Consider the following 22825-nt stretch of genomic DNA (forward strand, 5'->3'; position numbering starts at 1 on the left):
GGTGGTCGACGCCCAGCCGCAGGGCCGCCCGGAAGGAGTGGATCTTCTCGTCGACCAGGACCGTGGCGGCCGGCAGGCCCCGTCCGGCTCCCACCCCTGCCGCCGCAGCACGCCCGCCACATCCGGGGCCTGGTAGTGCCCGCCCTTGAGGACCTTGCCGTCGGACCGGCGGGCGACCTGGCCGTCGGGGCCGAGCTTGGTCATGTTGGAGCGGTGAATCTCGGCGATGACCGCGTCGAGGTCGATGCCGTGGACCAGGGCGGTGCCGTACGCCACGTACACGACGTCGGCCAGCTCGTGCGCGAGCCGGTCGAGCGGGCCGCGCACCGAGACCTCGGCCACCTCCGCGGCCTCCTCGGCGAGCAGCCGCCCCCGCTGGGCCGCCAGCTCGGGCGGGACCTCGCCCGGCGTGCTGCGGGCGTCGAGCCCGAAGGCGAGATGGAAGGCGCGGACGAGTTCGGCGGGCGAGGAGGAGCTCATACGCCGACTGTAACGGCCGCCGGTGACAGTCCCGGTGCCGGTCGCGTCCCGCCGGGCTGTGCGCCCCGCCCTGTTCAGCGGCGGTGCCGGCTGGCAGGATCTCGCCCATGTCCACGCTGTTCCGCCGTATCGGCAGGCGCCGGGCCCTGCGAGGGGCGGCCGCCGGTGCCGTCGCCCTCGGACTGCTGCTGTGGTGGCTGCTGCCGCTGGGCGAGGAGCCGCCGCGCGGGACGGTCGCGTTCAGCACCGGCACGCGCGCGGGGGTGTACCAGAAGTACGGCGAGCTGCTGCGGACCGCGCTCCACCAGGACATGCCGGACCTGAGGGTGCGGCTGCTGACCAGCGCGGGTTCCCAGGAGAACGTCGAGCGGGTGGCGACCGGGAAGGCCGACTTCACCATCGCCGCGGCCGACGCGGTGGAGACGTACAAGATCGACGGCCGGCCCGGCGCCGACGGGCTGCGCGGAGTCGCCCGCCTCTACGACGACTACGTGCAGCTCGTCGTCCCCGTCGACTCCGACATCCACTCCGTCGCCGACCTGCGGGGCAAGCGGGTGGCCATCGGCCTGCCCCACTCGGGCGTGCGGCTGATCGCCACCCGGCTGCTGCTGGCCGCGGGCATCGACCCCGAGAAGGACATCACGCCCCGCTCGGACGGCATCGACACCGGGCCAAGGCGGCTCGGGAAGGGGATCGACGCCTTCTTCTGGTCGGGCGGGCTGCCCACGGACGGTCTGCGGCGGATCGCCGAGAAGGCCGCGTTCCGGTTCATTCCCGTCGGGGAGGATCTCGTCGCCCGGCTGCACGAGGACGGCGGCGCGACCCGCTACTACCGCGCGACCACCCTGCCGGAGTCGGCCTATCCGACCGTCCAGAACGGCTCCAGCGTGCCGACGATGGCCGTGTCCAACCTGCTGATCACCCGCGAGGGCACGGACCCGCGGCTCACCGAGTGGCTGACCCGGAGCGTGATCGAGAGCCGGGACGGCATCGGCGCGCACGTCCACTCGGCCCAGCTGGTCGACCTGCGCACGGCGATCTACACCGACCCGCTGCCCCTGCACGAGGGCGCCCGCCGCTACTACCGGTCGGTCAAACCGTAGGGCCCGGGACCGGTGCCCCGGGTGCCGCTCAGGCCGCGGGCGCCGCCCTCGGCACCGTCACCGTCACCTTCAGCCCCCGCGGCGCGTGGTGCCCGAACGCGATGGAGCCGCCGCCCGCCTCCAGCAGGGCCCGGCAGATGGACAGGCCCAGCCCGGAGCCCTTGACGTTCTGGTGCCGGCCGCTGCGCCAGAAGCGGTCGCCGACGCGGGTGAGCTCCTCGTCGGTCAGGCCGGGACCGGTGTCGGTGACGACGACGGTGGCGGTGGTGCCGTTGGAGGCGACGGTGACCCGCACGGTCCCCTCCGGCGGCGTGAACTTGACCGCGTTGTCGACCACCGCGTCCAGCGCGCTGGACAGCGCCACCGGGTCGGCCCACCCCGTGGTCGCCGGGCACTGTCCGATCAGCCTGACGCCCTTGGCTTCGGCGGTGGGTGCCCAGGCCGCCACCCGTTCGGCGGCCAGGGCTCCGATGTCGGTGAGCTGAAGGTCCGGCTCGGCGTGCTCGGCCAGGGCCAGGCCGAGCAGGTCGTCCAGGACCCGGGCCAGGCGCTTGCCCTCGGCCTGGACGGAGGCGATCTCCTCGTTGCCCTCGGGCAGTTCCAGGGCGAGCAGCTCGATCCGCAGCAGCAGCGCCGCCAGCGGGTTGCGCAACTGGTGGGAGGCGTCGGCGACGAAGGCGCGCTGCCGCACCAGCACGTCCTCGAGATTGTCCGCCATCTCGTTGAACGACTTGGCCAGCCGCCTGAGTTCCGGCGGCCCCCCGGCGGGCGCCACCCGGGACTTCAGCCGTCCGGTGGCGATGTCGTGGGTGGTGGCGTCGAGGACCCGTACGGGTCTGAGGACCCAGCCGGTCAGCCGCAGCGCGGCGCCGACGGCCAGCAGCATCGCGGCGGCCTCGCCCGCGCCGATGACCAGCCAGCCGTGCAGGGTGCGCGACCGCATCGGCCCGGTGGGCGAGTCGGTGACCACGACCGCGACGACATCGCCGTCCCGGATGACCGGCGAGGCGACCACGAGCCGGCCGCGTTCCCAGGGCCACACCTGCTCCGGGTCGTGGCTGCGGCGGCTCAGCAGCGCCTCGTCGAAGGCGGAGCGCACCTCGCCCGTCTGGGGGAGGAACCAGGTCGTCGGCGCGTTGGCCATGGGAATGTGATTGCGGTAGAAGACACCGGCCCGGATGTCGTAGACCTCGTAGTAGCTGGTGAGTTCCCGCTGCAACGTCGCCAGCCGCTCGTCCGTGGAGACGGGGCGGGACCCGTAGGGCGCGTCGGTGACGAACTGGGCGAGTGCGGCGAAGCGGGCCGTGTCGTCGATGCGGTCGACGACCACCCGCTGCTGCTGGGCCGCGGCGACGCTGATGGCGAGCGGGACGCCGAGCGCGAGCAGCACGGCCGCCATCAGGACGATCAGCAGGGGGAGAAGACGCGCGCGCACCCGGCCTCGCTAGGAGCCGGGGGCGACGAGGCGGTAGCCGACGCCGCGTACGGTCTCGATGAGCGCCGGCATGCGCAGCTTGGCGCGCAGGGAGGCGACGTGCACCTCCAGTGTGCGGCCGGTCCCCTCCCAGCTGGTGCGCCACACCTCGCTGATGATCTGCTCCCGGCGGAAGACCACCCCGGGGCGCTGCGCCAGCAGGGCGAGCAGGTCGAACTCCTTGCGGGTGAGCTGGACGGCCGTGCCGTCCACGCTGACCCGGCGCGTCGGCAGTTCGATCCGGACCGAGCCGAGCCTGAGCGCGTTCTCGCCGCCCGGGGCGGCCTCCTCATGGACGGTGCGCCGGCTGACGGCGTGGATCCGGGCGAGGAGTTCCCCGGTGTCGTAGGGCTTGACCACGTAGTCGTCGGCCCCGAGGTTCAGGCCGTGGATGCGGGAGCGGACGTCGGAGCGGGCGGTGACCATGATCACCGGGATGCTGGTGCGCTTGCGGATCTTGCCGCACACCTCGTAACCGTCCTGGTCGGGCAGGCCGAGGTCGAGCAGGACGACGCCGAAGCCGTTGCCGTCGGGGACGAGCGCCTGGAGGGCCTCCTCGCCGTTGCGCGCGTGGGTGACCTCGAAACCGTGCCGGGCGAGCACGGCGGACAGGGCCGCGGCGACGTGGTTGTCGTCCTCGACGAGCAACAGCCTCATCCGGGCCCCCTTCGGTTCATCAGCCGTACGTCCGATGCGTGTAGATCAGCGTGTGCACGCGCGCGCGTGCGCCGTGTGCAGTCACGCTGATGGAGGCCGACGGCGTCAAGGGGGTTCCGGTTGTGGACCGCCCGAAGTTATCCGGACGATATGCACCCAGGTGACAAGTGCTACGACACGTGTCCGATTGCTATCGGATCGTGATGCTCAGATTCCCCTCAGATGTAATGACGCAGGTCGCGCGGGGTCACTACTGTCCTCCGGAAACCGAGGAGGACGGAGCCTGAAAGCGATGACCGAAGTATCGGTGGCCAAGGAAGGCGTGGCCGCGACCGACGAGCTGGTCGTCCTGAAGAGCGTCAACAAGCACTTCGGCGCGTTGCACGTACTCCAGGACATCGATCTGACGATCGCCCGCGGCGAGGTCGTCGTGGTCATCGGGCCCTCCGGGTCCGGCAAGTCCACGCTGTGCCGCACCATCAACCGCCTGGAGACGATCGACTCCGGCACGATCTCGATCGACGGCAAGCCACTGCCCCAGGAGGGCAAGGCGCTGGCCCGGCTGCGGGCCGATGTCGGCATGGTCTTCCAGTCCTTCAACCTCTTCGCGCACAAGACCGTGCTGGAGAACGTGACCCTGGGCCAGATCAAGGTCCGCAAGGCGGACAAGAAGCAGGCCGAGGAGAAGGCCCGTACCCTGCTGGACCGGGTCGGGGTGGCCGCCCAGGCGGACAAGTACCCCGCGCAGCTCTCCGGCGGCCAGCAGCAGCGCGTCGCCATCGCGCGGGCGCTCGCGATGGACCCGAAGGTCATGCTCTTCGACGAGCCGACCTCGGCCCTCGACCCGGAGATGATCAACGAGGTGCTGGAGGTCATGCAGCAGCTCGCCCGCGACGGCATGACCATGATCGTCGTCACGCACGAGATGGGCTTCGCCCGTTCGGCCGCCAATCGCGTGGTGTTCATGGCGGACGGCCGGATCGTCGAACAGGCTGCGCCGGAGCAGTTCTTCAGCAATCCGCGCAGCGACCGCGCCAAGGACTTCCTGTCGAAGATCCTGCACCACTGACGCCGCGCGGGCACCCGGCGACCGGCCCGGCCCGATCCCCCGGCCCTCTCGCAGCCGGCGGCTCAGGCCCCGTTTAGCCCCCGCGTCCCGGGGGCTCGACGGCCGCGTCACCCGTCCTCGACGACCCGCATCCGATCTCCGTCCGAGCACAGCTCTGATCACAGCCAAAGGATGTTCACCATGAAGCTCCGCAAGGTCTCCGCCGCCTCGGCCGCCGTGCTGGCCCTCGCCCTGACCGCCACCGCGTGCGGCGGCGACAGCGACGACAACGGCTCCTCCGGCGGCGGCAAGAAGATCACCATCGGTATCAAGTTCGACCAGCCGGGCCTCGGCCAGAAGACCCCGCAGGGCTACGACGGCTTCGACGTCGACGTCGCCACATACGTCGCCAAGAAGCTCGGCTACAGCGAGGACCAGATCGAGTGGCGGGAGTCGAAGAGCGCCGACCGCGAGACCATGCTCCAGCGCGGCGACGTCGACTTCATCGTGGCGACCTACTCGATCACCCCGCAGCGCCAGGAGAAGGTCGACTTCGCCGGCCCGTACCTGCTCGCCCACCAGGACGTGCTGATCCGCGCCGACGACGACTCGATCAAGTCGCCGGAGGACCTCAACAACAAGAAGCTGTGCTCGGTCACCGGCTCCACCTCGGCGCAGAACGTCAAGGAGAAGCTGGCGCCCAAGGCCCAGCTCCAGAACTACACGACGTACTCGGCCTGCCTGGGCGGCCTCCAGAACGGCGCCATCGACGCGCTCACCACGGACGACTCGATCCTCGCCGGATACGCCGCGCAGTCCCAGTTCAAGGGCAAGTTCAAGCTCGGCGGCTTCAAGATGACCAACGAGAACTACGGCATCGGCGTCAAGAAGGGCAGCGACCTCAAGGACAAGATCAACAAGGCCCTTGAGGACATGGTCGCCGACAAGTCCTGGGACAAGGCCGTCCAGGACAACTTCGGGCCGGCGAACTACAAGAACGAGCCCGCGCCGAAGATCGGCGACGTCAAGAGCTGAGGCAGCGCCTGACAGGGTGCGCCGCCCTCGGCGAGGGGCGGCGCACCGGGGCGGGCATCCCTACACGCGAAAGCGCGGGAGATCGTGTTCGACTTTCTTGAAGGTTACGACCTGCTGGGAGCCTTCTGGACGACGGTGCAGCTGACTGTGCTCTCCGCCGTCGGCTCCCTGATCTGGGGCACCCTGCTGGCCGCCATGCGCGTCGGCCCGGTGCCGCTGATGCGCGGTTTCGGGACCGCCTACGTGAACATCGTGCGGAATATTCCGCTCACCGTGATCATCCTGTTCACCTCACTGGGACTGAACCAGACCCTGGGTGTCCAGCTCGGCTCGGACGACTTCGATACGATCAACTTCCGCCTCGCCGTACTCGGTCTGATCCTCTACACCTCGGCCTTCGTCTGCGAGGCGCTGCGCTCCGGCATCAACACCGTGCCCGTCGGGCAGGCGGAGGCGGCCCGTGCCATCGGCCTCAACTTCAACCAGGTGCTCGGCCTGGTGGTGCTGCCGCAGGCGTTCCGCTCCTCCGTCGTCCCGCTGGCGAACGTCCTGATCGCCCTGACGAAGAACACCACGGTGGCCGCCGCCATCGGCGTGGCCGAGGCGGCCCTGCTGATGAAGGAGATGATCGAGAACGAGGCGGCACTGCTGCTGATCGCCGCGATCTTCGCCTTCGGTTTCGTGTGTCTGACGCTGCCGACCGGCCTGATCCTCGGCTGGGTGGGCAAGAAGGTGGCGGTGAAGCGATGAGCTCCGTTCTCTACGACGCCCAGGGCCCGCGCGCCAAGCGGCGCAACGTCCTGCTCACGGTCGTCTTCCTGGTCGCCCTCGCGGCCCTGCTCTGGTGGGTGTACCGCGCCCTCGACGAGAAGGGCCAGCTCGAGTGGACGAAATGGCAGATGTTCTTCACGGGCACCGAAGCCTGGTCCACGTACATCTGGCCCGGGCTGAAGAACACCCTCACGGCCGCGTTCCTGTCCGTGCTCATCGCGCTGCCGCTCGGTGCCGTCCTGGGCATCGCCCGCCTGTCGGACCACGTCTGGATCCGCGTGCCGGCCGCGCTCGTGGTGGAGTTCTTCCGGGCCATCCCCGTGCTGGTCCTGATGATCTTCGGCCTGGCCCTCTTCGCCGAGTACACCGACGTCAGCACGGACGACCGCCCGCTCTACGCCGTCATCACCGGCCTGGTCCTCTACAACGCCTCCGTTCTCGCGGAGATCGTCCGGGCCGGCATCCTGGCCCTGCCCAAGGGGCAGTCCGAGGCGGCCATGGCGATCGGCCTGCGCAAGGGCCAGGTGATGCGGGTCATCCTGCTGCCGCAGGCCGTCACCGCGATGCTTCCGGCCATCGTCAGCCAGCTCGTCGTGATCGTGAAGGACACCGCCCTCGGCGGCGCCATCCTCACCTTCCCGGAGATGCTCTCCGCGGCCAGCACGATGAGCGCCTACTACGGTGCCAACACCATCGCCAGCTTCACGGTGGTGGCGGTGATCTTCATCGCGATCAACTTCGCCCTCACCTCCTTCGCGAGCTGGCTGGAGCGGCGGCTGCGACGCGCCAAGAAGTCGACCGGCGCGGTGCTCACGGCCGACGACAACCAGCCGAACGCCGGAGCGACCGCAGGCGGCGGCACGCTCTGACGCCTGGTCATGCCGCGGGTCCGTCAACGGAGGCAGTGGCCGCTCGCCACTGCCTCCGTCGCTTGACGCAAGCTGCGGCAATAGGTTGCATACGTTCTGTGACCGTGCACCCCGCTCCGCCTTTTTGTTCACCTGCGTCCCTCACGACACCACCACGGGCAGGGGGCGCCGCACCGTGGACCCGGTGATCATCGCCGGAGCGGGGCCCGTCGGGCTCACGCTCGCCCTGGCGCTGGCGCGTCAGGAAGTGCCGTGCGTCGTCCTGGACGAGGGGCCGGGCAAGGACGAGCCACGCCCCGCGCGCACCGTCGTCCTGCACGAGGACACCGCCGCCCTCCTGGAGCGGCTGACCGGACTGCCGCTCGCCGAGGCCGGGGTCCGCTGGGCCGGGTGGCGGTCGATGCGGCGCAAGCAGGTGACGCGCGAGATCCGTTTCGGCGGCGCGGAGGACGAACGCCAGGACGGATGGGAGCAGCGGGAGGGCGCCGCGGTTCCCGCCCCGCTGCACCTCCCGCAGCATGTGCTGACCGGTGCCCTGCGCACGGCGCTCGCCCGGGAAACGCTCGTCAAGGTGGCCGTGGACAGCCGCCTGGACACCATCGAGCAGGAGACGTCCGGCGTCACGGCCCACGCGCGCGGACCCAAGGGCGCCTGGTGGCGCGGCAGTTACCTGGTCGGCTGCGACGGCCCCCGCTCCACCGTGCGCAAGCTCCAGGACATCCGCTTCCCCGGCCGTACGGCCGTGGAGCGGCACGCCGTGGCCGCGCTGCGCACGGAACTGCCCTGGCCCGGCGAGGCGTTGCTGCACCGGACGCCGCCGTGGCGGACGTCCGGGCCGTCGGCCGGGGAGATCACCGCCCGCCCCCTGCCGGACGGGGTATGGCGCCTGGACTGGCTGCTGCCGCCGGGCAAGGACCTGGTCACCCCGGAGCTGCTGGTCACCCGGATCCGCGAGACGCTGACCGGCTGGACCGGCGAGTCCGCGCCGTCGTACGAGCTCCTCGACACCGGTGTGCACATCGTCCACCACCGGCTGGCCCGCCGCTGGCGCGTCGGCCGGGTCTTCCTCGCCGGGGACGCGGCGCATCTGCTGGGCGCGCTCGGCACCCAGGGCCTCGACGAGGGGCTGCGGGACGCCGACAACCTCGCCTGGAAGCTGGCCCTGGCCTGGCACCACGGCCCGCACGATGCCCTCCTCGACAGCTACCAGTCGGAACGGCGCACGGCGATCGCCGCCCGGCTGCGCGCCACCGATCAGGTACTGCCGCTGCTGCGCGGCGGCGGGGGCCTGCGCGCCTGCCTGCCCGGCTCCGCCCGCGGCCACGACGCGCTGCTGGCGGACGGCCACCTGGGGCGCGGCGCGCTGGGAGCACCGGCGGTGTACGCCGGATCGCCGCTGACGCCCCCTCGGCTCGACGGGGAGGTGCCCGTCGGCACACCGCCCGGCGCGCCGGTCACCGATGTGCGGGTCACGGCGGAGGACGGCACCTTCGTACGGCTCCGGGACCGGCTCGGGCGGGGGGCGCTGCTGGTGGTGCTGATCGCGCCGGGCACGGGGGTGTGGGAGCGCAAGCACTGGGTGACCGCCGGCGTCATGCCCCGGCTGGCGGCGGCGGTGACCGCGCTGCCGTGCCGTGCCGAGCTGCTGGTGGCCGAGAGCTACCCGGGCGCCGCCGCCCACACGGTGCTGCTGGTACGGCCCGACGGCCACCTGGTCACGGCGCTCGGCGGTGTCCGGCCGGCCGACCTGTACACGGCGGCCGAGGCGGCGGTGGGCGGCGGCGCGGCGAAGACGACAGCGGGGGCCGGGGCGGCGGCCGGGCCGGGGGCGCAGGCCGAGCCGGGGGCGTAGGCCGGGTGGGGCGGCGCCGTCACGGCGGTGCGGTCCTGGCCGGACGGGCGCCCGGGGTGCTGCCGGGTCGTCCCGGGGCGCCGTCACGGAACGGGACCGTGCTCCCCCCGGCCGCGGGCGTGTCCGGCAACGGCGCAGACGTAGCGGACAGAGACACGGAATCCGGAGACGAAGAGTCCGGAGGCGGAAGAGTCCGGAGGCGGAGAAGAACCTCGGCGCCGGTGACCGGGACGCACGCCCGGACGGCACCCGCCGTCGCCGTCCCTCCGCGCGGTGACGGCGTATTGACCGGCTCGCGGTGGCGTGGTGTACTCCCGATCATGACCGACACCTGCGTGCGCCTGTGGCGGAGGGTCCATATGGACCTCCTCCGCTACGCGGGCTGCGTGTGTCGCCCCTCCTGTTGAATTCGCCTCCCCCCTCTTCACGCACCGCTGCCACGTTTCAGCGCATCCCGGGCATTCCGGACCTCTGGTCCTGCCCCTGCCCGCGCTTGCCTGCCGCCGCGTGCGCGTCTCCCGCGAATCCTCTTCAGGACGGTGACCTGTGTCTGCCCCTGCTTCCGCCTCCTCTGTCGTCGCACCTCCCACCGAGGCCGGCCTCCTCGACTTCGCCCGGCGCACCGCCGCCGACCCCGGACTGATCGCCTCCCTCCCGCTCGACCCGCACGGCCGCACCTGGGTACGGCTCGAAGGGCCCGGCGGCAGCGAGGCCTGGCTGATCGGCTGGCCGCCCGGCTCGGGCACCGGCTGGCACGACCACGCCGACTCCGTGGGCGCCTTCGTCACCGCCTCCGGCACCCTCACGGAGCACTCGCTCGCCGCCCGGCTGCCCACCGAGGGCTGGACGTCCCTGGAGCTCACCGCCGGTGTGGACCGGGAGCGCCGGCTGGCGGCCGGGCAGGGGCGGGCCTTCGGGCGGCACCACGTCCACGAGGTGCTCAACGAGTCGCCCGTCCGGCACGCGGTGTCCGTCCACGCCTACTACCCGCCGCTGCCCCGGATCCGCCGCTACAGCCGCACCGGGCAGGTGCTGCGCCTGGAGCAGGTCGAACGCCCGGAGGACTGGCAGTGAGCGGCGGTACGCCGGACCGCCCGGCGACCGGGGCGAGCGGGCGGCCCACCGGGATCGACGCGCTGCTGGAGCGGGTGCGCCAGGGCTACGAACGGATCGGGCCCCGGGAGGCGTACGAGGCCGCCGGGGCCGGTGAGGCGCTGCTGGTCGACATCCGGTACGCGGCCCTGCGCGAGCGGGACGGTCGGATCCCCGGAGCCCTCGTCGTCGAACGCAATGAACTGGAGTGGCGCCTCGATCCACTGGGCAGCCACCGCCTCCCGGAGGCCACGGGTCACGACCTGCGCGTCATCGTCGTGTGCGACGAGGGCTACGCCTCCAGTCTGGCGGCGGAATCCCTGCACCGCCTGGGGCTGCGCCGGGCCACGGATCTGGCCGGTGGGTTCCAGGCGTGGCGGGCGGCGGGGCTGCCGGTGACTCCGCCGTAGGGGCGCGGTGCCGGGTGCGCGGTCGGTGCCGGGTCCCCGCAGCGAGCCGCGCCAGTGGCTTGGCGGCACCCGTGAGTGGCTTCGCCGCTCAGCGTCGATGGGCTTCGCCGCACCGCGTCAGAATGCGCCGTCGTCGAGGAAGTCGGTGTCCTCGCCCTCCTCCTCCAGTGCCTGCCGGACGACCTTGAGGGCCAGGCCCTCGGGGTAGCCCTTGCGGGCCAGCATGCCGGCGAGACGGCGGAGCCGTCTGTCACGGTCGAGGCCACGGGTGGAACGCAGTTTCCGCGCGACGAGTTCGCGTGCGGTGGCCTCCTCCTGCTCGGGGTCGAGCTGGGAGACGGCCGCGTCGACGAGCGTGGGGTCGACGCCCTTGGTCCGCAGTTCCCGGGCGAGGGCACGCCGGGCCAGGCCGCGACCGTGGTGCCGGGACTCCACCCAGGCGTCCGCGAAGGCGCCGTCGTCGATCAGTCCGACCTCCTCGAACCGGGACAGCACCTCCTCGGCGGCGTCGTCGGGGATCCGCCGCTTGCGCAGGGCGTCGGCGAGCTGCTTCCGCGTGCGCGGGGTCCCGGTGAGCAGGCGCAGGCAGATCGCCCGTGCCTGCTCGACCGGGTCCCCCGGGGGCTCCCCCTGCTCGGCCCTCGACGCGGAAGAGGTGCCTCCGTCCTCGGCGAACGGCTCCCCGCGGCCACGCCGGCCACGGCCCCGAGAGCCACCGCTCGCGCCACAGGCCCGGCCCCGGCGCGTTCCCCCCGCGCCGGGCGAACCGTCGCCGTCCGCGGCACCGCCGTCCGTCTCGCCCCCGTGCCACCAGTCGTCCGTGGCGGCGTCCGCCCGGAACGGGGCTTCCTCCGCCCCGTACGCACGGTCGCCGGCCGGGGCCCGATGCCCGCCGTACCCGCCGCCGGCCGCCCCGGCGGAGCTCCCGCCCGCTCTCCCCTGCTCACGCTCACGCGCGGCGGCGTCCGGGCGGGCGTACTCGGCCCAGTCGGTTCGTCGTGTCACGGGTCAGCTCTTGGCTGCCGCGGCCTTGGACTTGGTGGCCTTGGCGGTCGCCGGTGCGGGCACCGTGGCGGCATCGGCCGCCGCGGCGGAGACCGTGGCGTCCGCGCCCGGCTCGGCGGCCGGCTCCTCCGGGCGCACGCCGACGCCCAGCTTCTCCTTGATCTTCTTCTCGATCTCGTTGGCCAGGTCGGGGTTGTCCTTCAGGAAGTTGCGCGCGTTCTCCTTGCCCTGGCCGAGCTGGTCGCCCTCGTACGTGTACCAGGCGCCGGCCTTGCGGACGAAGCCGTGCTCCACGCCCATGTCGATCAGGCCGCCCTCGCGGCTGATGCCCTGGCCGTAGAGGATGTCGAACTCGGCCTGCTTGAAGGGCGGCGCGACCTTGTTCTTGACGACCTTGCACCGGGTGCGGTTGCCGACCGCCTCGGTGCCGTCCTTCAGGGTCTCGATGCGGCGGATGTCGATACGCACCGAGGCGTAGAACTTCAGCGCGCGGCCACCGGTCGTGGTCTCCGGCGAGCCGAACATCACGCCGATCTTCTCGCGGAGCTGGTTGATGAAGATCGCGGTGGTCTTCGACTGGTTGAGCGCGCTGGTGATCTTCCGCAGGGCCTGGCTCATCAGACGGGCCTGCAAGCCGACATGGCTGTCGCCCATCTCGCCCTCGATCTCCGCGCGCGGGACGAGCGCGGCGACCGAGTCGATGACGATGAGGTCGAGGGCACCGGAGCGGACCAGCATGTCCACGATCTCCAGGGCCTGCTCACCGTTGTCCGGCTGGGACAGGATCAGGTTGTCGATGTCGACACCGAGCTTGCGCGCGTACTCGGGGTCGAGGGCGTGCTCCGCGTCCACGAAGGCGACCTGGCCGCCGGCCTTCTGGGCGTTCGCCACCGCGTGCAGGGTCAGGGTCGTCTTACCCGAGGACTCCGGCCCGTAGATCTCCACCACACGGCCGCGCGGCAGGCCGCCGACACCGAGGGCCACATCGAGCGCGGTCGACCCGGTCGGGATGACCTCGATGGGCTCCTTGGACCGCTCGCCCATGCGCATGACCGCGCCCTTGCCGAATTGCCGTTCAATCTGTGCGAGCGCGGCGTCGAGAGCCTTCTCGCGGTCGGTTCCTGCCATGGGTTCCACCCGATTTGCTTGAGTCGATCGCTTCACGTCAAAGACGCTAACGCCTGCCACTGACAACGCGCCCCGACGCGGGTCCGGCCTGTGGATAACTCGGGCGCTTTCCCGTCCAAAAACGGACGAAACACCTATCGCGCACGCTTGCCGGAGCTCCCATAAGAATGGATGTTCGATTTTTGTGTCAAGCGCACCACGCGGCGCCTTCGAGCCTACGACCGCCCTTGCGGCAACACCCCGCTCCCGAGGCGCTGCGGCTTCACGGCAGGACTCCCCGGCGCGGAACCGGAGGGCGGGAGGCGGACACGCCTCAGGAAGAGCCCTCCCCCGGCCCCCGCCCGCCCGGCCCCTGCCTCTCCGGCCCCTCGGCGCCTGACCGCCGCTCCCACAGCTCCCGCGCACGCCCGAGCAGCCCCGGACCGGACCGGGGACCCCGGTGCCCTTGGACGCGGGGATCGTCGGTGACGTCGTACCGCTTCACGTAGGCCCCGAGGAACGCTTGCAGGGTGGCGACGGCGGGGATGGCTATCAGCGCGCCGACGGCACCGAGGAGGGCGGTGCCCGCGATGACCGAGCCGAAGGCGACCGCGGGATGGATGTCGACGGTCTTCGACGTCAGCTTGGGTTGCAGCACGTAGTTCTCGAACTGCTGATACACCACCACGAAGATCAGCACCCACAGCGCGTACCAGGGGGCGACCGTGAAGGCGATCAGCATGGGCAGCGCGCCCGCGAGATAGGTGCCGATGGTGGGGATGAACTGCGACACCAGCCCCACCCACACGGCCAGCACGGGCGCGTAGGGCACTCCCAGGACCTCGAGCAGAATGTAGTGGGCGATGCCGGAGATCAGCGCCATCAGACCGCGCGAGTACAGATAGCCGCCGGTCTTGTCCACCGCGATCTCCCACGCGCGCAGCACCTCGGCCTGCCGGGCGGGCGGCAGGACGGAGCAGAGCGCGCGGCGCAGCCGGGGGCCGTCCGCGGCGAAGTAGAACGAGAACAGCGTGACCGTCAGCAGCTGGAAGAGGCCGCCGAGGACCTGCGCGGACACGTCCAGGACACCGGTGGCGCTGTTCTGCACGTAGTTGCGCAGCCAGTCGGAGCGCAGCACGCCCTCCTGGATGTCCACCCGTCTCAGGTCGGTGTGGAAGTGGGTGTTGATCCAGTTGATGACGGAGTCGAGGTAGTCCGGGAAGCCCTCGACCATTTTCACGATCTGGCCCGCGAGCATGGATCCGAGCAGGGTCACGAATCCCGCCGCGACGACCATCACCGCGAGGAAGACGAGACCGGTGGCCAGCCCGCGGCGCATCCCGCGCGCGGCCATCCAGCTCACCGCGGGTTCGACGGCCAGGGCCAGGAAGAAGGCGATCAGAATGTTGATCAGCAGGCCGATGAGCTGGTGAAAGGCCCAGTTGCCGAGCTGGAACACGGCATAGAGCGCGAAGGCCAGCACCATGGCGCGCGGCAGCCACCGCGGCATCCGTGCGCCGGGCTCTGCGGGCCGGGCGGGCGGCGTGGGCGGGGTCGCGCTCTCATCAGTGGGTGCCACGGATCAAGTCTGGCCCACGCCGCCGGCAACGGACCTCCGTTGCGCGATCTTCGTAACCGATCAGCGCTTGTCTTGTGGCACGTTCATGACGGCGCACACCACGCGCCACACATCCTTGGCGTCCCAGCCGGCGTCCAGGGCCTGCCGCACCGTGCGCCCGCCGAGCTCCGTCATCACGTGGTCGCGCGCGAAGGTGTCGGCGTAGCCGGGACCGAAATGGTCCGCCATCCGCTGCCAGAAGACCGTCAACCGCATGACTCAAGTATCCCGCCCCTGAGAGTGGGCCTGATCCCGGCCCGCCCGCCGAGGCCGCTTCGCGCCCTACGGTCTGGGGCATGGCCGAACCCGGACCTTCCGCACTCCCCCCGGCGCGCTCCCCGCTCGCCCGCGCCGAACGTTTCGTCTGGCTCACCGCGCGCGTGCTGGAGCGGCGTCTCTTCGCCTACCACTTCCGGGACGGCGCAGCCGGTCCGGTGGAGACGGCGCTGGACGCCTACCGCAACGAGGACGGCGGATACGGCCACGCGCTGGAGCCCGACCTGCGGGGCCCGGGCAGCCAGCCCCTGCACACCGCGCACGCCCTGCGGGTCCTGGACGCCCTCGGGCGATGCGGCGGACCCCGGGTGGAGCGCGTCTGCCGGTATCTGACCGCCGTCTCCACTCCGGACGGGGCGCTTCCGGCCGTCCATCCCAGCCAGCGCGGCTATCCGGCGGCCCCCTTCGTCCCCATCGTGGACGACCCGCCGGGCGATCTCCTGGCCACCGGCCCGGTGGTCGGCGTGCTGCACCGCAACGAGGTGTGGCACGCCTGGCTCTTCCGGGCCACCGACTTCTGCTGGCAGCGGATCGAGTCGCTGCGGACGACCCACCCCTACGAGGCGGAAGCGGCCGTGGCCTTCCTGGACTCCGCGCCCGACCGCTCGCGCGCGCAGGCCGCCGCCGACCGCCTGGGCCGTCTGGTCCGCGCACAGCGTCTCGCCGCCCTGGAGCCGGACCGACTCGACCGGTACCCGGTGTCCCCCGGCTACGCCCCGGGCGAGCATCACTTCCCCCACGACTACGCCCGCACTCCCCGCTCCCTGGCGCGCGCGTGGTTCACGGACGGCGAGATGGCACGCTCCCTGGACTTCCTCGCCGCGGCCCAGCAGGAGGACGGCGGCTGGCCCGTCCGCTGGCGCCGGTGGGCCCCGGCCCCGGCCCTGGAAGCACGCCCCCTGGTCACACTGGACGCCTTGCGCACCCTCATGGCGTACGGCCGCCCGGTCGACTGACCGGCCGTCCCCGCGGCCGCCGGCGGCGAGGAGGGACGGGTCGGGGGGCCGCCCGCAGCGGTTTGGCGCGTCAGCACCGGCCCCTTCATGACCGACCGATTCCGCGCCGTTCCGAGGACGGGCCCCCCGACCCGTCCCGCGCCACCCCGAACCCCGCGCGCTACGCGCACCCCCCCGGAGCCGCACAGGCGCCGCAGGCATGACAACTCAGGACCCCGCACAGGCTGCCGCAGGCATGACGGCGCACGCCCACCGGCCCGCACAAGCGCCGCAGGCACCACGGCGCCCCCGCACCCCCACCGGCCCGCACTCGCACCCCCAAGGCACCCCGCGCCCCCACTTCCCTCCTCCCGGCATCCGCCCAGCTCAGGCCGATTGTCAGTCCCCGGGTGCACGATGGACGCATGGTCAGCTCCGCACACCGGGCCCTGGACGGCTTCTCCCCCGCGACCCGCGGCTGGTTCTCGGGCGCCTTCTCCGCGCCCACCGCCGCCCAGGCCGGCGCGTGGCAGGCCATCCGGGAGGGCTCGGACGTGCTGGTGGTGGCCCCCACCGGCTCCGGCAAGACCCTCGCCGCCTTCCTCGCCGCCCTGGACGAGCTGGCCTCCACGCCCCCTCCCGCCGACCCTAGGAAGCGCTGCCGCGTCCTGTACGTGTCCCCCCTGAAGGCCCTCGCCGTCGACGTGGAGCGCAACCTCCGCAGTCCCCTCACCGGCATCCGCCACGAGGCCGTGCGCCTGGGCCTGCCCGAGCCCGAGGTCAGGGTCGGCATCCGCTCCGGCGACACCCCGGCCGCCGAGCGCCGTGCCCTGTCCACCCGGCCTCCGGACATCCTGATCACGACCCCGGAGTCCCTGTTCCTGATGCTGACGTCGGCCACGCGCGAGGCGCTGACCGGCGTGGAGACGGTCATCCTCGACGAGGTGCACGCCGTGGCCGGCACCAAGCGCGGCGCCCATCTGGCCCTCTCCCTGGAGCGCCTCGACGAGCTGCTTCCCCGTCCGGCCCGCCGCATCGGTCTCTCGGCGACGGTCCGCCCGGTCGACGAGGTGGCCCGCTTTCTCTCCCCCCGCCGCAAGGTGGAGGTCGTCCAGCCGGAGTCCGGCAAGGAGTTCGACCTCTCCGTCGTCGTCCCGGTCGAGGACCTGGGCGAGCTGGGCGGGTCGCCCGCCGCCGACGACGGCGGGGGTGCGGAACGCCCCTCGATCTGGCCGCATGTGGAAGAGCGGATCGCGGACCTCGTCCAGTCCCACCGCTCCACGATCGTGTTCGCGAACTCCCGCCGCCTAGCGGAGCGCCTCTGCAACAGGCTCAACGAGATCGCCTACGAGCGCGCGACCGGCGAATCTCTTGGCGAGCACCACGCCCCCGCCGAGCTGATGGGCGGTTCCGGAGCCGCGCAGGGCGCGCCGGCGGTCATCGCCCGCGCCCATCACGGCTCGGTCTCCAAGGAGCAGCGCGCCCTCGTCGAGGAGGACCTGAAGGCGGGCCGCCTGCCCGCCGTGGTCGCCACCTCCAGCCTGGAGCTGGGCATCGACATGGGCGCGGTCGACCTCGTCGTGCAGGTCGAGTCCCCGCCCTCGGTCGCCTCCGGCCTGCAACGCGTCGGCCGCGCCGGTCACCAGGTCGGCGCGGTCTCCACGGGTGTGGTCTTCCCGAAGTACCGCGGTGACCTCGTCCAGGCGGCCGTGGTCACCGAGCGGATGCGCTCCGGCGCCATCGAGTCCCTGAGGATCCCCGCCAACCCCCTGGACGTCCTGGCGCAGCAGCTCGTCGCGATGACGGCGCTGGACACCTGGCAGGTAGACGACCTGCTCGCCACGGTGCGCCGCGCCGCCCCCTTCGCCTCGCTCCCCGAGTCGGCGTTCACCGCCGTGCTGGACATGCTCGCCGGCCGCTACCCGTCCGACGCCTTCGCCGAGCTGCGCCCGCGCGTGGTGTGGGACCGTGTCGCGGGCACGGTCACCGGCCGCCCGGGCGCGCAGCGCCTGGCCGTCACCTCCGGCGGCACGATCCCCGACCGGGGGCTCTTCGGCGTCTTCCTCGCCGGAGCCGACCCGAAGAAGGGCGGCGGCCGGGTAGGCGAGCTCGACGAGGAGATGGTGTACGAGTCCCGCGTGGGGGACGTCTTCACCCTGGGCACCAGTTCCTGGCGCATCGAGGACATCACGCGTGACCGCGTCCTCGTCTCCCCGGCCCCCGGTGTCCCCGGGCGGCTGCCGTTCTGGAAAGGCGACCAGCTGGGCCGCCCGCTGGAGCTGGGCCGCGCCCTGGGCGCCTTCCTGCGCGAGGTCGGATCCCTGCCCAAGGAGGACGCCCGCCCGCGCCTGCTCACCGCGGGCCTCGACGCGTGGGCGGCGGACAACGTGCTGTCCTACCTGGACGAGCAGCGCGAGGCGTGCGGCCACGTCCCGGACGACCGGACGATCGTCGTGGAGCGGTTCCGGGACGAACTGGGCGACTGGCGGGTCGTGGTGCACTCCCCGTTCGGCGCCCAGGTCCACGCTCCCTGGGCCCTGGCCCTCGGCGCCCGTCTGTCCGAGCGGTACGGGATGGACGCGCAGGTCATGCACGCCGACGACGGCATCGTGCTGCGTCTGCCGGACGCCGATCTCCTGGGCCTGGACCTGCTGGACCAGGAGCCGGCGCGGGCCGGCACGGAGTACGACGCGGACCGGGCGCCCGTGGGCGCTGCCGACGTCGTCTTCGACCGGGGCGAGGTCGACCGGATCGTCACCGACCAGGTGGGCGGCTCGGCCCTGTTCGCGTCCCGCTTCCGGGAGTGCGCCGCCCGCGCGCTGCTGCTGCCGCGCCGCGACCCCGGCAAGCGCACCCCGCTGTGGCAGCAGCGCCAGCGCGCCGCCCAGCTGCTCGAAGTGGCCAGTGAGTACGGGTCGTTCCCGATCGTGCTGGAGGCGGTCCGCGAGTGCCTCCAGGACGTCTTCGACGTCCCCGGCCTGGTGGAACTGATGGGCGACCTGGAGTCCCGCAAGGTCCGCCTGGTGGAGGTCACCACACCGGAGCCGTCCCCGTTCGCCCGCTCCCTCCTCTTCGGATACGTCGCCCAGTTCCTCTACGAGGGCGACTCGCCGCTCGCCGAGCGGCGCGCCGCCGCCCTCTCCCTGGACTCGCGGCTGCTGGCCGAGCTGCTGGGCCAGGCGGAGCTGCGCGAGCTGCTCGACGCCGAGGTGCTGACCGAGCTCGAACGCGAGATGCAGTGGCTCACCGAGGACCGACGCGTGAAGGACGTGGAAGGCGTCGCGGACGTCCTGCGGGTGCTCGGCCCGCTCACCGACGCCGAACTGGCCGAGCGGGGCGCCGATCCTGGCTGGGCCGAGGAGCTGGCCGCCGCCCGCCGGGCGATCCGGGTCCGTATCGCCGGAGCGGATCACTGGGCCGCCGTCGAGGACGCGGGCCGGCTGCGGGACGCGCTGGGCACGGCGCTGCCGGTCGGCGTCCCGGAGGCCTTCACCGAGCCGGTCAAGGATCCGCTCGGCGACCTCCTCGCCCGGTACGCCCGCACCCACGGCCCGTTCACGTCGGTCACGGCGGCGTCCCGTTTCGGCCTGGGCGTGGCCGTCACCGAGGGCGCCCTGCAACGGCTGGCGGCCGCGGGCCGGATCGTCCAGGGCGAGTTCCATCCGGCCGGCATCGGCCAGGAGTGGTGCGACGCGGCCGTGCTGCGCCGGCTGCGCCGCCGCTCCCTGGCCGCGCTGCGGCACGAACTGGAGCCGGTGCCCCCGGCCGCGCTCGCCCAGTTCCTGCCCCAGTGGCAGCACATCGGCAAGGGCCACGCGCTGCGCGGCGTCGACGGCCTGGTGCGCGCCATCGAGCAGTTGCAGGGGGCCGCCGTGCCCGCTTCCGCCCTGGAGAAGCTGGTCCTCCCGTCCCGGGTGGCGCACTACGCCCCCGCGATGCTGGACGAGCTGACCGCCGCCGGTGAGGTGGTGTGGGCCGGAGCGGGCTCACTCCCCGGCAAGGACGGCTGGGTCTCCCTCTACCTGGCGGACGCGGCCCCGCTGCTCCTGCCGCCCCCGCACCCGCTGGAGCTCACCGCGCTCCACCAGTCGGTGCTCGACGCCCTCTCCGGCGGCTACGGCCTGTTCTTCCGCCAGATAGCCGATCAGGTCCGCGCCACCACCCACCCCGACGTCACCGACCCCCAGCTGGCCGACGCCCTGTGGGACCTGGCCTGGTCGGGACGGCTGACGAACGACACCCTCGCCCCCCTGCGCTCCCTGCTGGGCTCGGGCCGCACCGCGGGCTCGACGGCCCACCGTGCCCGGCGCACGGTGCCGCGGGGACGTTACGGCTCCCTGACGGCCGCCGCCCGCACCGCCTCCCGCAGCGGCCCTCCGACCGTCGCAGGCCGCTGGTCCCTGCTCCCCGACCGGGAGGCCGACACCACGGTGCGCGCCCACGCCCTCGCCCGAACCCTCCTGGACCGGCACGGCGTGGTGACCCGGGGCGCCGTCGCGGCCGAGGGTGTCGAGGGCGGCTTCTCGGCGACGTACCGCGTCCTGTCGGTGTTCGAGGAGAGCGGCCAGGCCCGGCGCGGCTATGTCGTCGAAGGGCTCGGCGCCGCTCAATTCGCCATGGAGGGCGCCGTCGACCGGCTGCGCGCCGTGGCCAGCGCCCGGGAACGCGGCGAGACCCTGCCCGCCCCCGGCTTCGCCGACGGCCGCCCGGAGGGCCACGGCCCGGCCGACGGCTCCCCCGGCGGGGACTTCCCCGACACCCCGGACTGGCTCACCCCGGCCACCCCGGGCACCCCGGGCCGGTTCGCCCCCGGCACCGGCTCCACACCGGACTGGCTCGTCCCCGAGCCCCCCGGCACGCCGGTTACGCCCGGCGGGTCCGGCACCCCCGGCCGTCTCGCCCCGGGCGACTACGTCTCCCCACACGACTACGACGCCCCGGGCGCGGGCGGCCCCCGCGGCGGCCCCTCGCGCGACGCCACGGGCGCCCCGTGGAGCGCCCGCACCCATCGTCGCCCCGGCCACCGGCCCGGCGGCCGGCCCTCCCCCGCCTCCCGAGCGGTGGTCCTGGCCGCCGCCGACCCGGCCAACGCCTACGGCGCCGCCCTCGCCTGGCCGGAGCCCCCGGCCGGCGCGAGCCACAAGCCCGGCCGCAAGGCCGGATCGCTGGTGGTGCTCGTCGACGGCGAGCTGACGCTGTACATGGAGCGCGGCGGCAAGACGCTGCTGGCGTGGCCCTCCGCCCCGGACGGCGAGGCGGGCGACGATCCCCGCCTGCACGCGGCCGTGGAGGCGCTCGCGGCGGCCGCCCGCGAGGGTTCCCTCGGCACGGTCACGGTCGAGCGCGTCAACGGTGCCGCCGCGCTGACCTCTCCGTTCGGCGCTCTCCTGGAGGCAGCGGGTTTCATCGCCACCCCGCGCGGCCTGCGCCTGCGCGCCTGACGCGGCGCGGTGGCGGAAACCGCCGCCCGGGCACGCCGGCCGCTCCGTACCCGCGGCCCCGCCCGGACGGCCGGCGGCCCGACCCGCCAAGAGCTGGCGATCGTGCGCACGCGCGGTCCGCCGCGCACCGCCGCCGTGTCACCCTGGACGCATGCCCGAAGGAGACACGGTCTGGCAGACCGCGCGGCGGTTGCACGGCGCCCTCGCGGGCAAGGTGCTGACCCGCGGCGACCTCCGGGTGCCCCGGTACGCCACCGTCGACCTCACCGGCCGCCGGGTGCTGGACGTCGTCCCGCGCGGCAAGCACCTGCTCACCCGGATCGAGGGCGGCCTGACGCTGCACTCGCACCTCCGGATGGACGGCTCCTGGAAGGTGTTCGCCCCCGGCCAGCGCTGGAGCGGCGGCCCCGCCCACCAGATCCGCGCGGTGCTCGGCAGCGCCGACCGTACGGCCGTCGGCTACCGCCTGCCCGTCCTGGAGCTCCTGCGCACAGCCGACGAGCACCGCGTCGTCGGCCACCTCGGCCCGGACCTCCTGGGCCCGGACTGGGACCCCGGCCGGGCGCTGGCGAACGTCCTCGCCGAACCGGCGCGCCCGCTGGGCGAGGCTCTGCTCGACCAGCGCAACCTCGCCGGCATCGGCAATGTCTACAAGTGCGAGCTGTGCTTCCTGCTCGGCGTCACCCCCTGGCTGCCCGTCGGCGAACTGCCCGCCGAGCGCGCCGAGAGGCTCCCGGCACTCGCCAAGAGGCTGCTGGAAGCCAACCGCGACCGCCCGGTCCGCGGCACGACGGGCCGGCGCGGCCAGGACCTGTTCGTCTACGGCCGCGCCCCGCGTCCGTGCCTGCGCTGCGGCACCTCCGTCCGCGTCGCCGATCAGGGCGACGGCTCCCGCGAGCGCCCCACCTACTGGTGCCCCACCTGCCAGCGGGGCCCCACCCCGGCGCTGGGTGCGCCGCGCGGCCGGGCCGCGGCCGGCTGAGCGGAATCAGCCGGTGAGCAGGGCGTCGATCTGGCCGACCGCCTGCCGCAGGCCCTCGACCATGCCCATGTCCACCAGCTGTTCCATCTGCTCCCGGGAGTCGAAGACCGAGCGCAGCTCCATCCGCGTTCCCCCGTCGCGGGCGGTGAGCCGCACCCGTGCCGTGGTGACCGGCATGTCGTCCTGCGGCTTGCCTTCCTGATCGGCGAAACCGTCGACGAACTCCAGGAACGCCGGCGGATCGACGGATGTGATCCGCCACCATCCGCGGTACTGCTCGCCCTCGGGGCCGGTCATGAAGTAGGCGACCCCGCCGCCCGCCGTCAGGTCGTGCTCCTCCACGGTCGCCGGATAGCCCGGCGGGCCCCACCACCGCTCCAGCTGACGCGGATCGGCCCACAGCTGCCACAGCCGTTCGACCGGGGCGGCGAAGTCGGCGACCAGGGTGAGGGCCAGGTGGTCGGCATCCTTGTCCACGCTGGTGACGCTCATCGTTCCTGTCCTTCCATCGAGACGTCCACCGAGACTTCCATCGAGGTGCCCCCTGGACCGGCCTCCCGGGCGAGCAGCCGGGATGTCCCCCGGCCGCCCGTCCGCGCCCTGCCGTCCCGCCTGCCTCGAGGGCCTGCCGCGCCGGTCCACGGCCCCGGGCCCGGCGCGAAAGAGGCCG

The 22825-nt window shown here is 73.1% G+C and carries 19 protein-coding genes and 1 pseudogene; 12 read left to right on the forward strand and 8 right to left on the reverse strand.

Annotated features, from left to right (window positions below; translation table 11 throughout):
* Window positions 1-78: 78 nt before the first annotated feature.
* Window positions 79-480 (reverse strand): annotated as a pseudogene (locus AB0L74_RS31585) (MazG nucleotide pyrophosphohydrolase domain-containing protein); the annotation flags it as partial.
* Window positions 481-587: 107 nt separating this feature from the next.
* On the opposite strand from AB0L74_RS31585, the gene AB0L74_RS31590 reads away from it, so the two are divergent.
* Window positions 588-1583 carry a TAXI family TRAP transporter solute-binding subunit gene (locus tag AB0L74_RS31590; RefSeq protein WP_365660016.1) on the forward strand — a complete coding sequence of 332 codons (996 nt, stop codon included), beginning with the start codon at window positions 588-590 and terminating at the stop codon, window positions 1581-1583.
* Between the two features lie 28 nt (window positions 1584-1611).
* Here AB0L74_RS31590 and AB0L74_RS31595 read toward each other — a convergent pair whose 3' ends face one another.
* Both AB0L74_RS31595 and AB0L74_RS31600 read right to left on the reverse strand, forming a co-directional pair.
* Window positions 1612-3018 (reverse strand): HAMP domain-containing sensor histidine kinase, encoded by a 1407-nt coding sequence (locus tag AB0L74_RS31595; RefSeq protein WP_365660019.1) that lies wholly within the window; start codon window positions 3016-3018, stop codon window positions 1612-1614.
* Window positions 3019-3027: 9 nt separating this feature from the next.
* The gene (locus tag AB0L74_RS31600) at window positions 3028-3714 is read right to left on the reverse strand and encodes a response regulator transcription factor (protein ID WP_365660022.1); all 687 of its coding nucleotides are present in this window, start codon (window positions 3712-3714) and stop codon (window positions 3028-3030) included.
* A 292-nt stretch (window positions 3715-4006) separates the two neighbouring features.
* Between AB0L74_RS31600 and AB0L74_RS31605 the strand changes: the two genes are divergently transcribed.
* The 8 genes from AB0L74_RS31605 (at window position 4007) to AB0L74_RS31640 (ending at window position 10791) form a co-directional block, all read left to right on the forward strand.
* Window positions 4007-4783: an amino acid ABC transporter ATP-binding protein gene (locus tag AB0L74_RS31605; protein WP_365660025.1), complete on the forward strand. Its 777-nt coding sequence runs from the start codon at window positions 4007-4009 to the stop codon at window positions 4781-4783.
* Window positions 4784-4963: 180 nt separating this feature from the next.
* Window positions 4964-5797, forward strand: a complete 834-nt coding sequence (locus AB0L74_RS31610; RefSeq protein ID WP_365660028.1) for a glutamate ABC transporter substrate-binding protein — start codon at window positions 4964-4966, stop codon at window positions 5795-5797.
* Between the two features lie 84 nt (window positions 5798-5881).
* On the forward strand, window positions 5882-6547 hold the full coding sequence (locus AB0L74_RS31615; protein ID WP_365660031.1) for an amino acid ABC transporter permease: 666 nt from the start codon (window positions 5882-5884) through the stop codon (window positions 6545-6547).
* Entirely contained in the window at window positions 6544-7437 is an 894-nt protein-coding gene (locus tag AB0L74_RS31620; RefSeq protein WP_365660034.1) for an amino acid ABC transporter permease, read from the forward strand. The genes AB0L74_RS31615 and AB0L74_RS31620 overlap by 4 nt, the downstream gene beginning before the upstream one ends.
* 175 nt (window positions 7438-7612) lie before the next feature.
* A complete protein-coding gene (locus AB0L74_RS31625; RefSeq protein WP_365660037.1) occupies window positions 7613-9289 on the forward strand; it encodes an FAD-dependent monooxygenase in 1677 nt (558 codons plus the stop codon).
* A 320-nt stretch (window positions 9290-9609) separates the two neighbouring features.
* The gene (locus tag AB0L74_RS31630) at window positions 9610-9696 is read left to right on the forward strand and encodes a putative leader peptide (RefSeq protein WP_348772510.1); all 87 of its coding nucleotides are present in this window, start codon (window positions 9610-9612) and stop codon (window positions 9694-9696) included.
* A gap of 139 nt (window positions 9697-9835) precedes the next feature.
* The gene (locus tag AB0L74_RS31635) at window positions 9836-10363 is read left to right on the forward strand and encodes a cysteine dioxygenase (RefSeq protein ID WP_365660040.1); all 528 of its coding nucleotides are present in this window, start codon (window positions 9836-9838) and stop codon (window positions 10361-10363) included.
* Window positions 10360-10791 (forward strand): rhodanese-like domain-containing protein, encoded by a 432-nt coding sequence (locus AB0L74_RS31640; RefSeq protein ID WP_365660043.1) that lies wholly within the window; start codon window positions 10360-10362, stop codon window positions 10789-10791. Before AB0L74_RS31635 ends, AB0L74_RS31640 begins: the two co-directional genes overlap by 4 nt.
* A gap of 117 nt (window positions 10792-10908) precedes the next feature.
* Here the strand turns inward: AB0L74_RS31640 and recX are convergent, their stop codons facing one another.
* The 4 genes from recX to AB0L74_RS31660 form a co-directional block, all read right to left on the reverse strand.
* Window positions 10909-11796 carry a recombination regulator RecX gene (gene recX, locus AB0L74_RS31645; RefSeq protein WP_365660046.1) on the reverse strand — a complete coding sequence of 296 codons (888 nt, stop codon included), beginning with the start codon at window positions 11794-11796 and terminating at the stop codon, window positions 10909-10911.
* Between the two features lie 3 nt (window positions 11797-11799).
* On the reverse strand, window positions 11800-12924 hold the full coding sequence (gene recA, locus AB0L74_RS31650) for a recombinase RecA (protein ID WP_365660049.1): 1125 nt from the start codon (window positions 12922-12924) through the stop codon (window positions 11800-11802).
* Window positions 12925-13237: 313 nt separating this feature from the next.
* Window positions 13238-14413, reverse strand: coding sequence for an AI-2E family transporter (locus tag AB0L74_RS31655; protein WP_365660093.1), 1176 nt, complete (start codon window positions 14411-14413; stop codon window positions 13238-13240).
* A 129-nt stretch (window positions 14414-14542) separates the two neighbouring features.
* The gene (locus tag AB0L74_RS31660; RefSeq protein WP_365660052.1) at window positions 14543-14737 is read right to left on the reverse strand and encodes a DUF3046 domain-containing protein; all 195 of its coding nucleotides are present in this window, start codon (window positions 14735-14737) and stop codon (window positions 14543-14545) included.
* A gap of 80 nt (window positions 14738-14817) precedes the next feature.
* Between AB0L74_RS31660 and AB0L74_RS31665 the strand changes: the two genes are divergently transcribed.
* From AB0L74_RS31665 to AB0L74_RS31675, 3 genes are all read left to right on the forward strand, one after another.
* On the forward strand, window positions 14818-15753 hold the full coding sequence (locus tag AB0L74_RS31665) for a hypothetical protein (RefSeq protein WP_365660055.1): 936 nt from the start codon (window positions 14818-14820) through the stop codon (window positions 15751-15753).
* 404 nt (window positions 15754-16157) lie between these two features.
* The gene (locus AB0L74_RS31670) at window positions 16158-21173 is read left to right on the forward strand and encodes an ATP-dependent helicase (protein ID WP_365660058.1); all 5016 of its coding nucleotides are present in this window, start codon (window positions 16158-16160) and stop codon (window positions 21171-21173) included.
* Between the two features lie 151 nt (window positions 21174-21324).
* Window positions 21325-22155, forward strand: a complete 831-nt coding sequence (locus tag AB0L74_RS31675; RefSeq protein WP_365660061.1) for a DNA-formamidopyrimidine glycosylase family protein — start codon at window positions 21325-21327, stop codon at window positions 22153-22155.
* Window positions 22156-22161: 6 nt separating this feature from the next.
* On the opposite strand, the gene AB0L74_RS31680 is transcribed toward AB0L74_RS31675, so the two are convergent.
* A complete protein-coding gene (locus AB0L74_RS31680) occupies window positions 22162-22647 on the reverse strand; it encodes an SRPBCC domain-containing protein (protein ID WP_365660064.1) in 486 nt (161 codons plus the stop codon).
* Window positions 22648-22825 lie beyond the last annotated feature (178 nt).

Origin of the sequence: Streptomyces sp. NPDC052020, from assembly GCF_040680575.1 — a bacterium.
Classification (GTDB): Bacteria; Actinomycetota; Actinomycetes; order Streptomycetales; family Streptomycetaceae; genus Streptomyces.

Coding starts and splice junctions, on each gene's coding strand:
- AB0L74_RS31590 (WP_365660016.1), top strand. CDS start 588: ATGTCCACGCTGTTCCGCCGTATCGGCAGGCGCCGGGCCCTGCGAGGG.
- AB0L74_RS31600 (WP_365660022.1), bottom strand. CDS start 3,714: ATGAGGCTGTTGCTCGTCGAGGACGACAACCACGTCGCCGCGGCCCTG.
- AB0L74_RS31605 (WP_365660025.1), top strand. CDS start 4,007: ATGACCGAAGTATCGGTGGCCAAGGAAGGCGTGGCCGCGACCGACGAG.
- AB0L74_RS31610 (WP_365660028.1), top strand. CDS start 4,964: ATGAAGCTCCGCAAGGTCTCCGCCGCCTCGGCCGCCGTGCTGGCCCTC.
- AB0L74_RS31620 (WP_365660034.1), top strand. CDS start 6,544: ATGAGCTCCGTTCTCTACGACGCCCAGGGCCCGCGCGCCAAGCGGCGC.
- AB0L74_RS31630 (WP_348772510.1), top strand. CDS start 9,610: ATGACCGACACCTGCGTGCGCCTGTGGCGGAGGGTCCATATGGACCTC.
- recA (WP_365660049.1), bottom strand. CDS start 12,924: ATGGCAGGAACCGACCGCGAGAAGGCTCTCGACGCCGCGCTCGCACAG.
- AB0L74_RS31655 (WP_365660093.1), bottom strand. CDS start 14,413: ATGCCGCGGTGGCTGCCGCGCGCCATGGTGCTGGCCTTCGCGCTCTAT.
- AB0L74_RS31660 (WP_365660052.1), bottom strand. CDS start 14,737: ATGCGGTTGACGGTCTTCTGGCAGCGGATGGCGGACCATTTCGGTCCC.
- AB0L74_RS31665 (WP_365660055.1), top strand. CDS start 14,818: ATGGCCGAACCCGGACCTTCCGCACTCCCCCCGGCGCGCTCCCCGCTC.
- AB0L74_RS31670 (WP_365660058.1), top strand. CDS start 16,158: ATGGTCAGCTCCGCACACCGGGCCCTGGACGGCTTCTCCCCCGCGACC.
- AB0L74_RS31675 (WP_365660061.1), top strand. CDS start 21,325: ATGCCCGAAGGAGACACGGTCTGGCAGACCGCGCGGCGGTTGCACGGC.
- AB0L74_RS31680 (WP_365660064.1), bottom strand. CDS start 22,647: ATGAGCGTCACCAGCGTGGACAAGGATGCCGACCACCTGGCCCTCACC.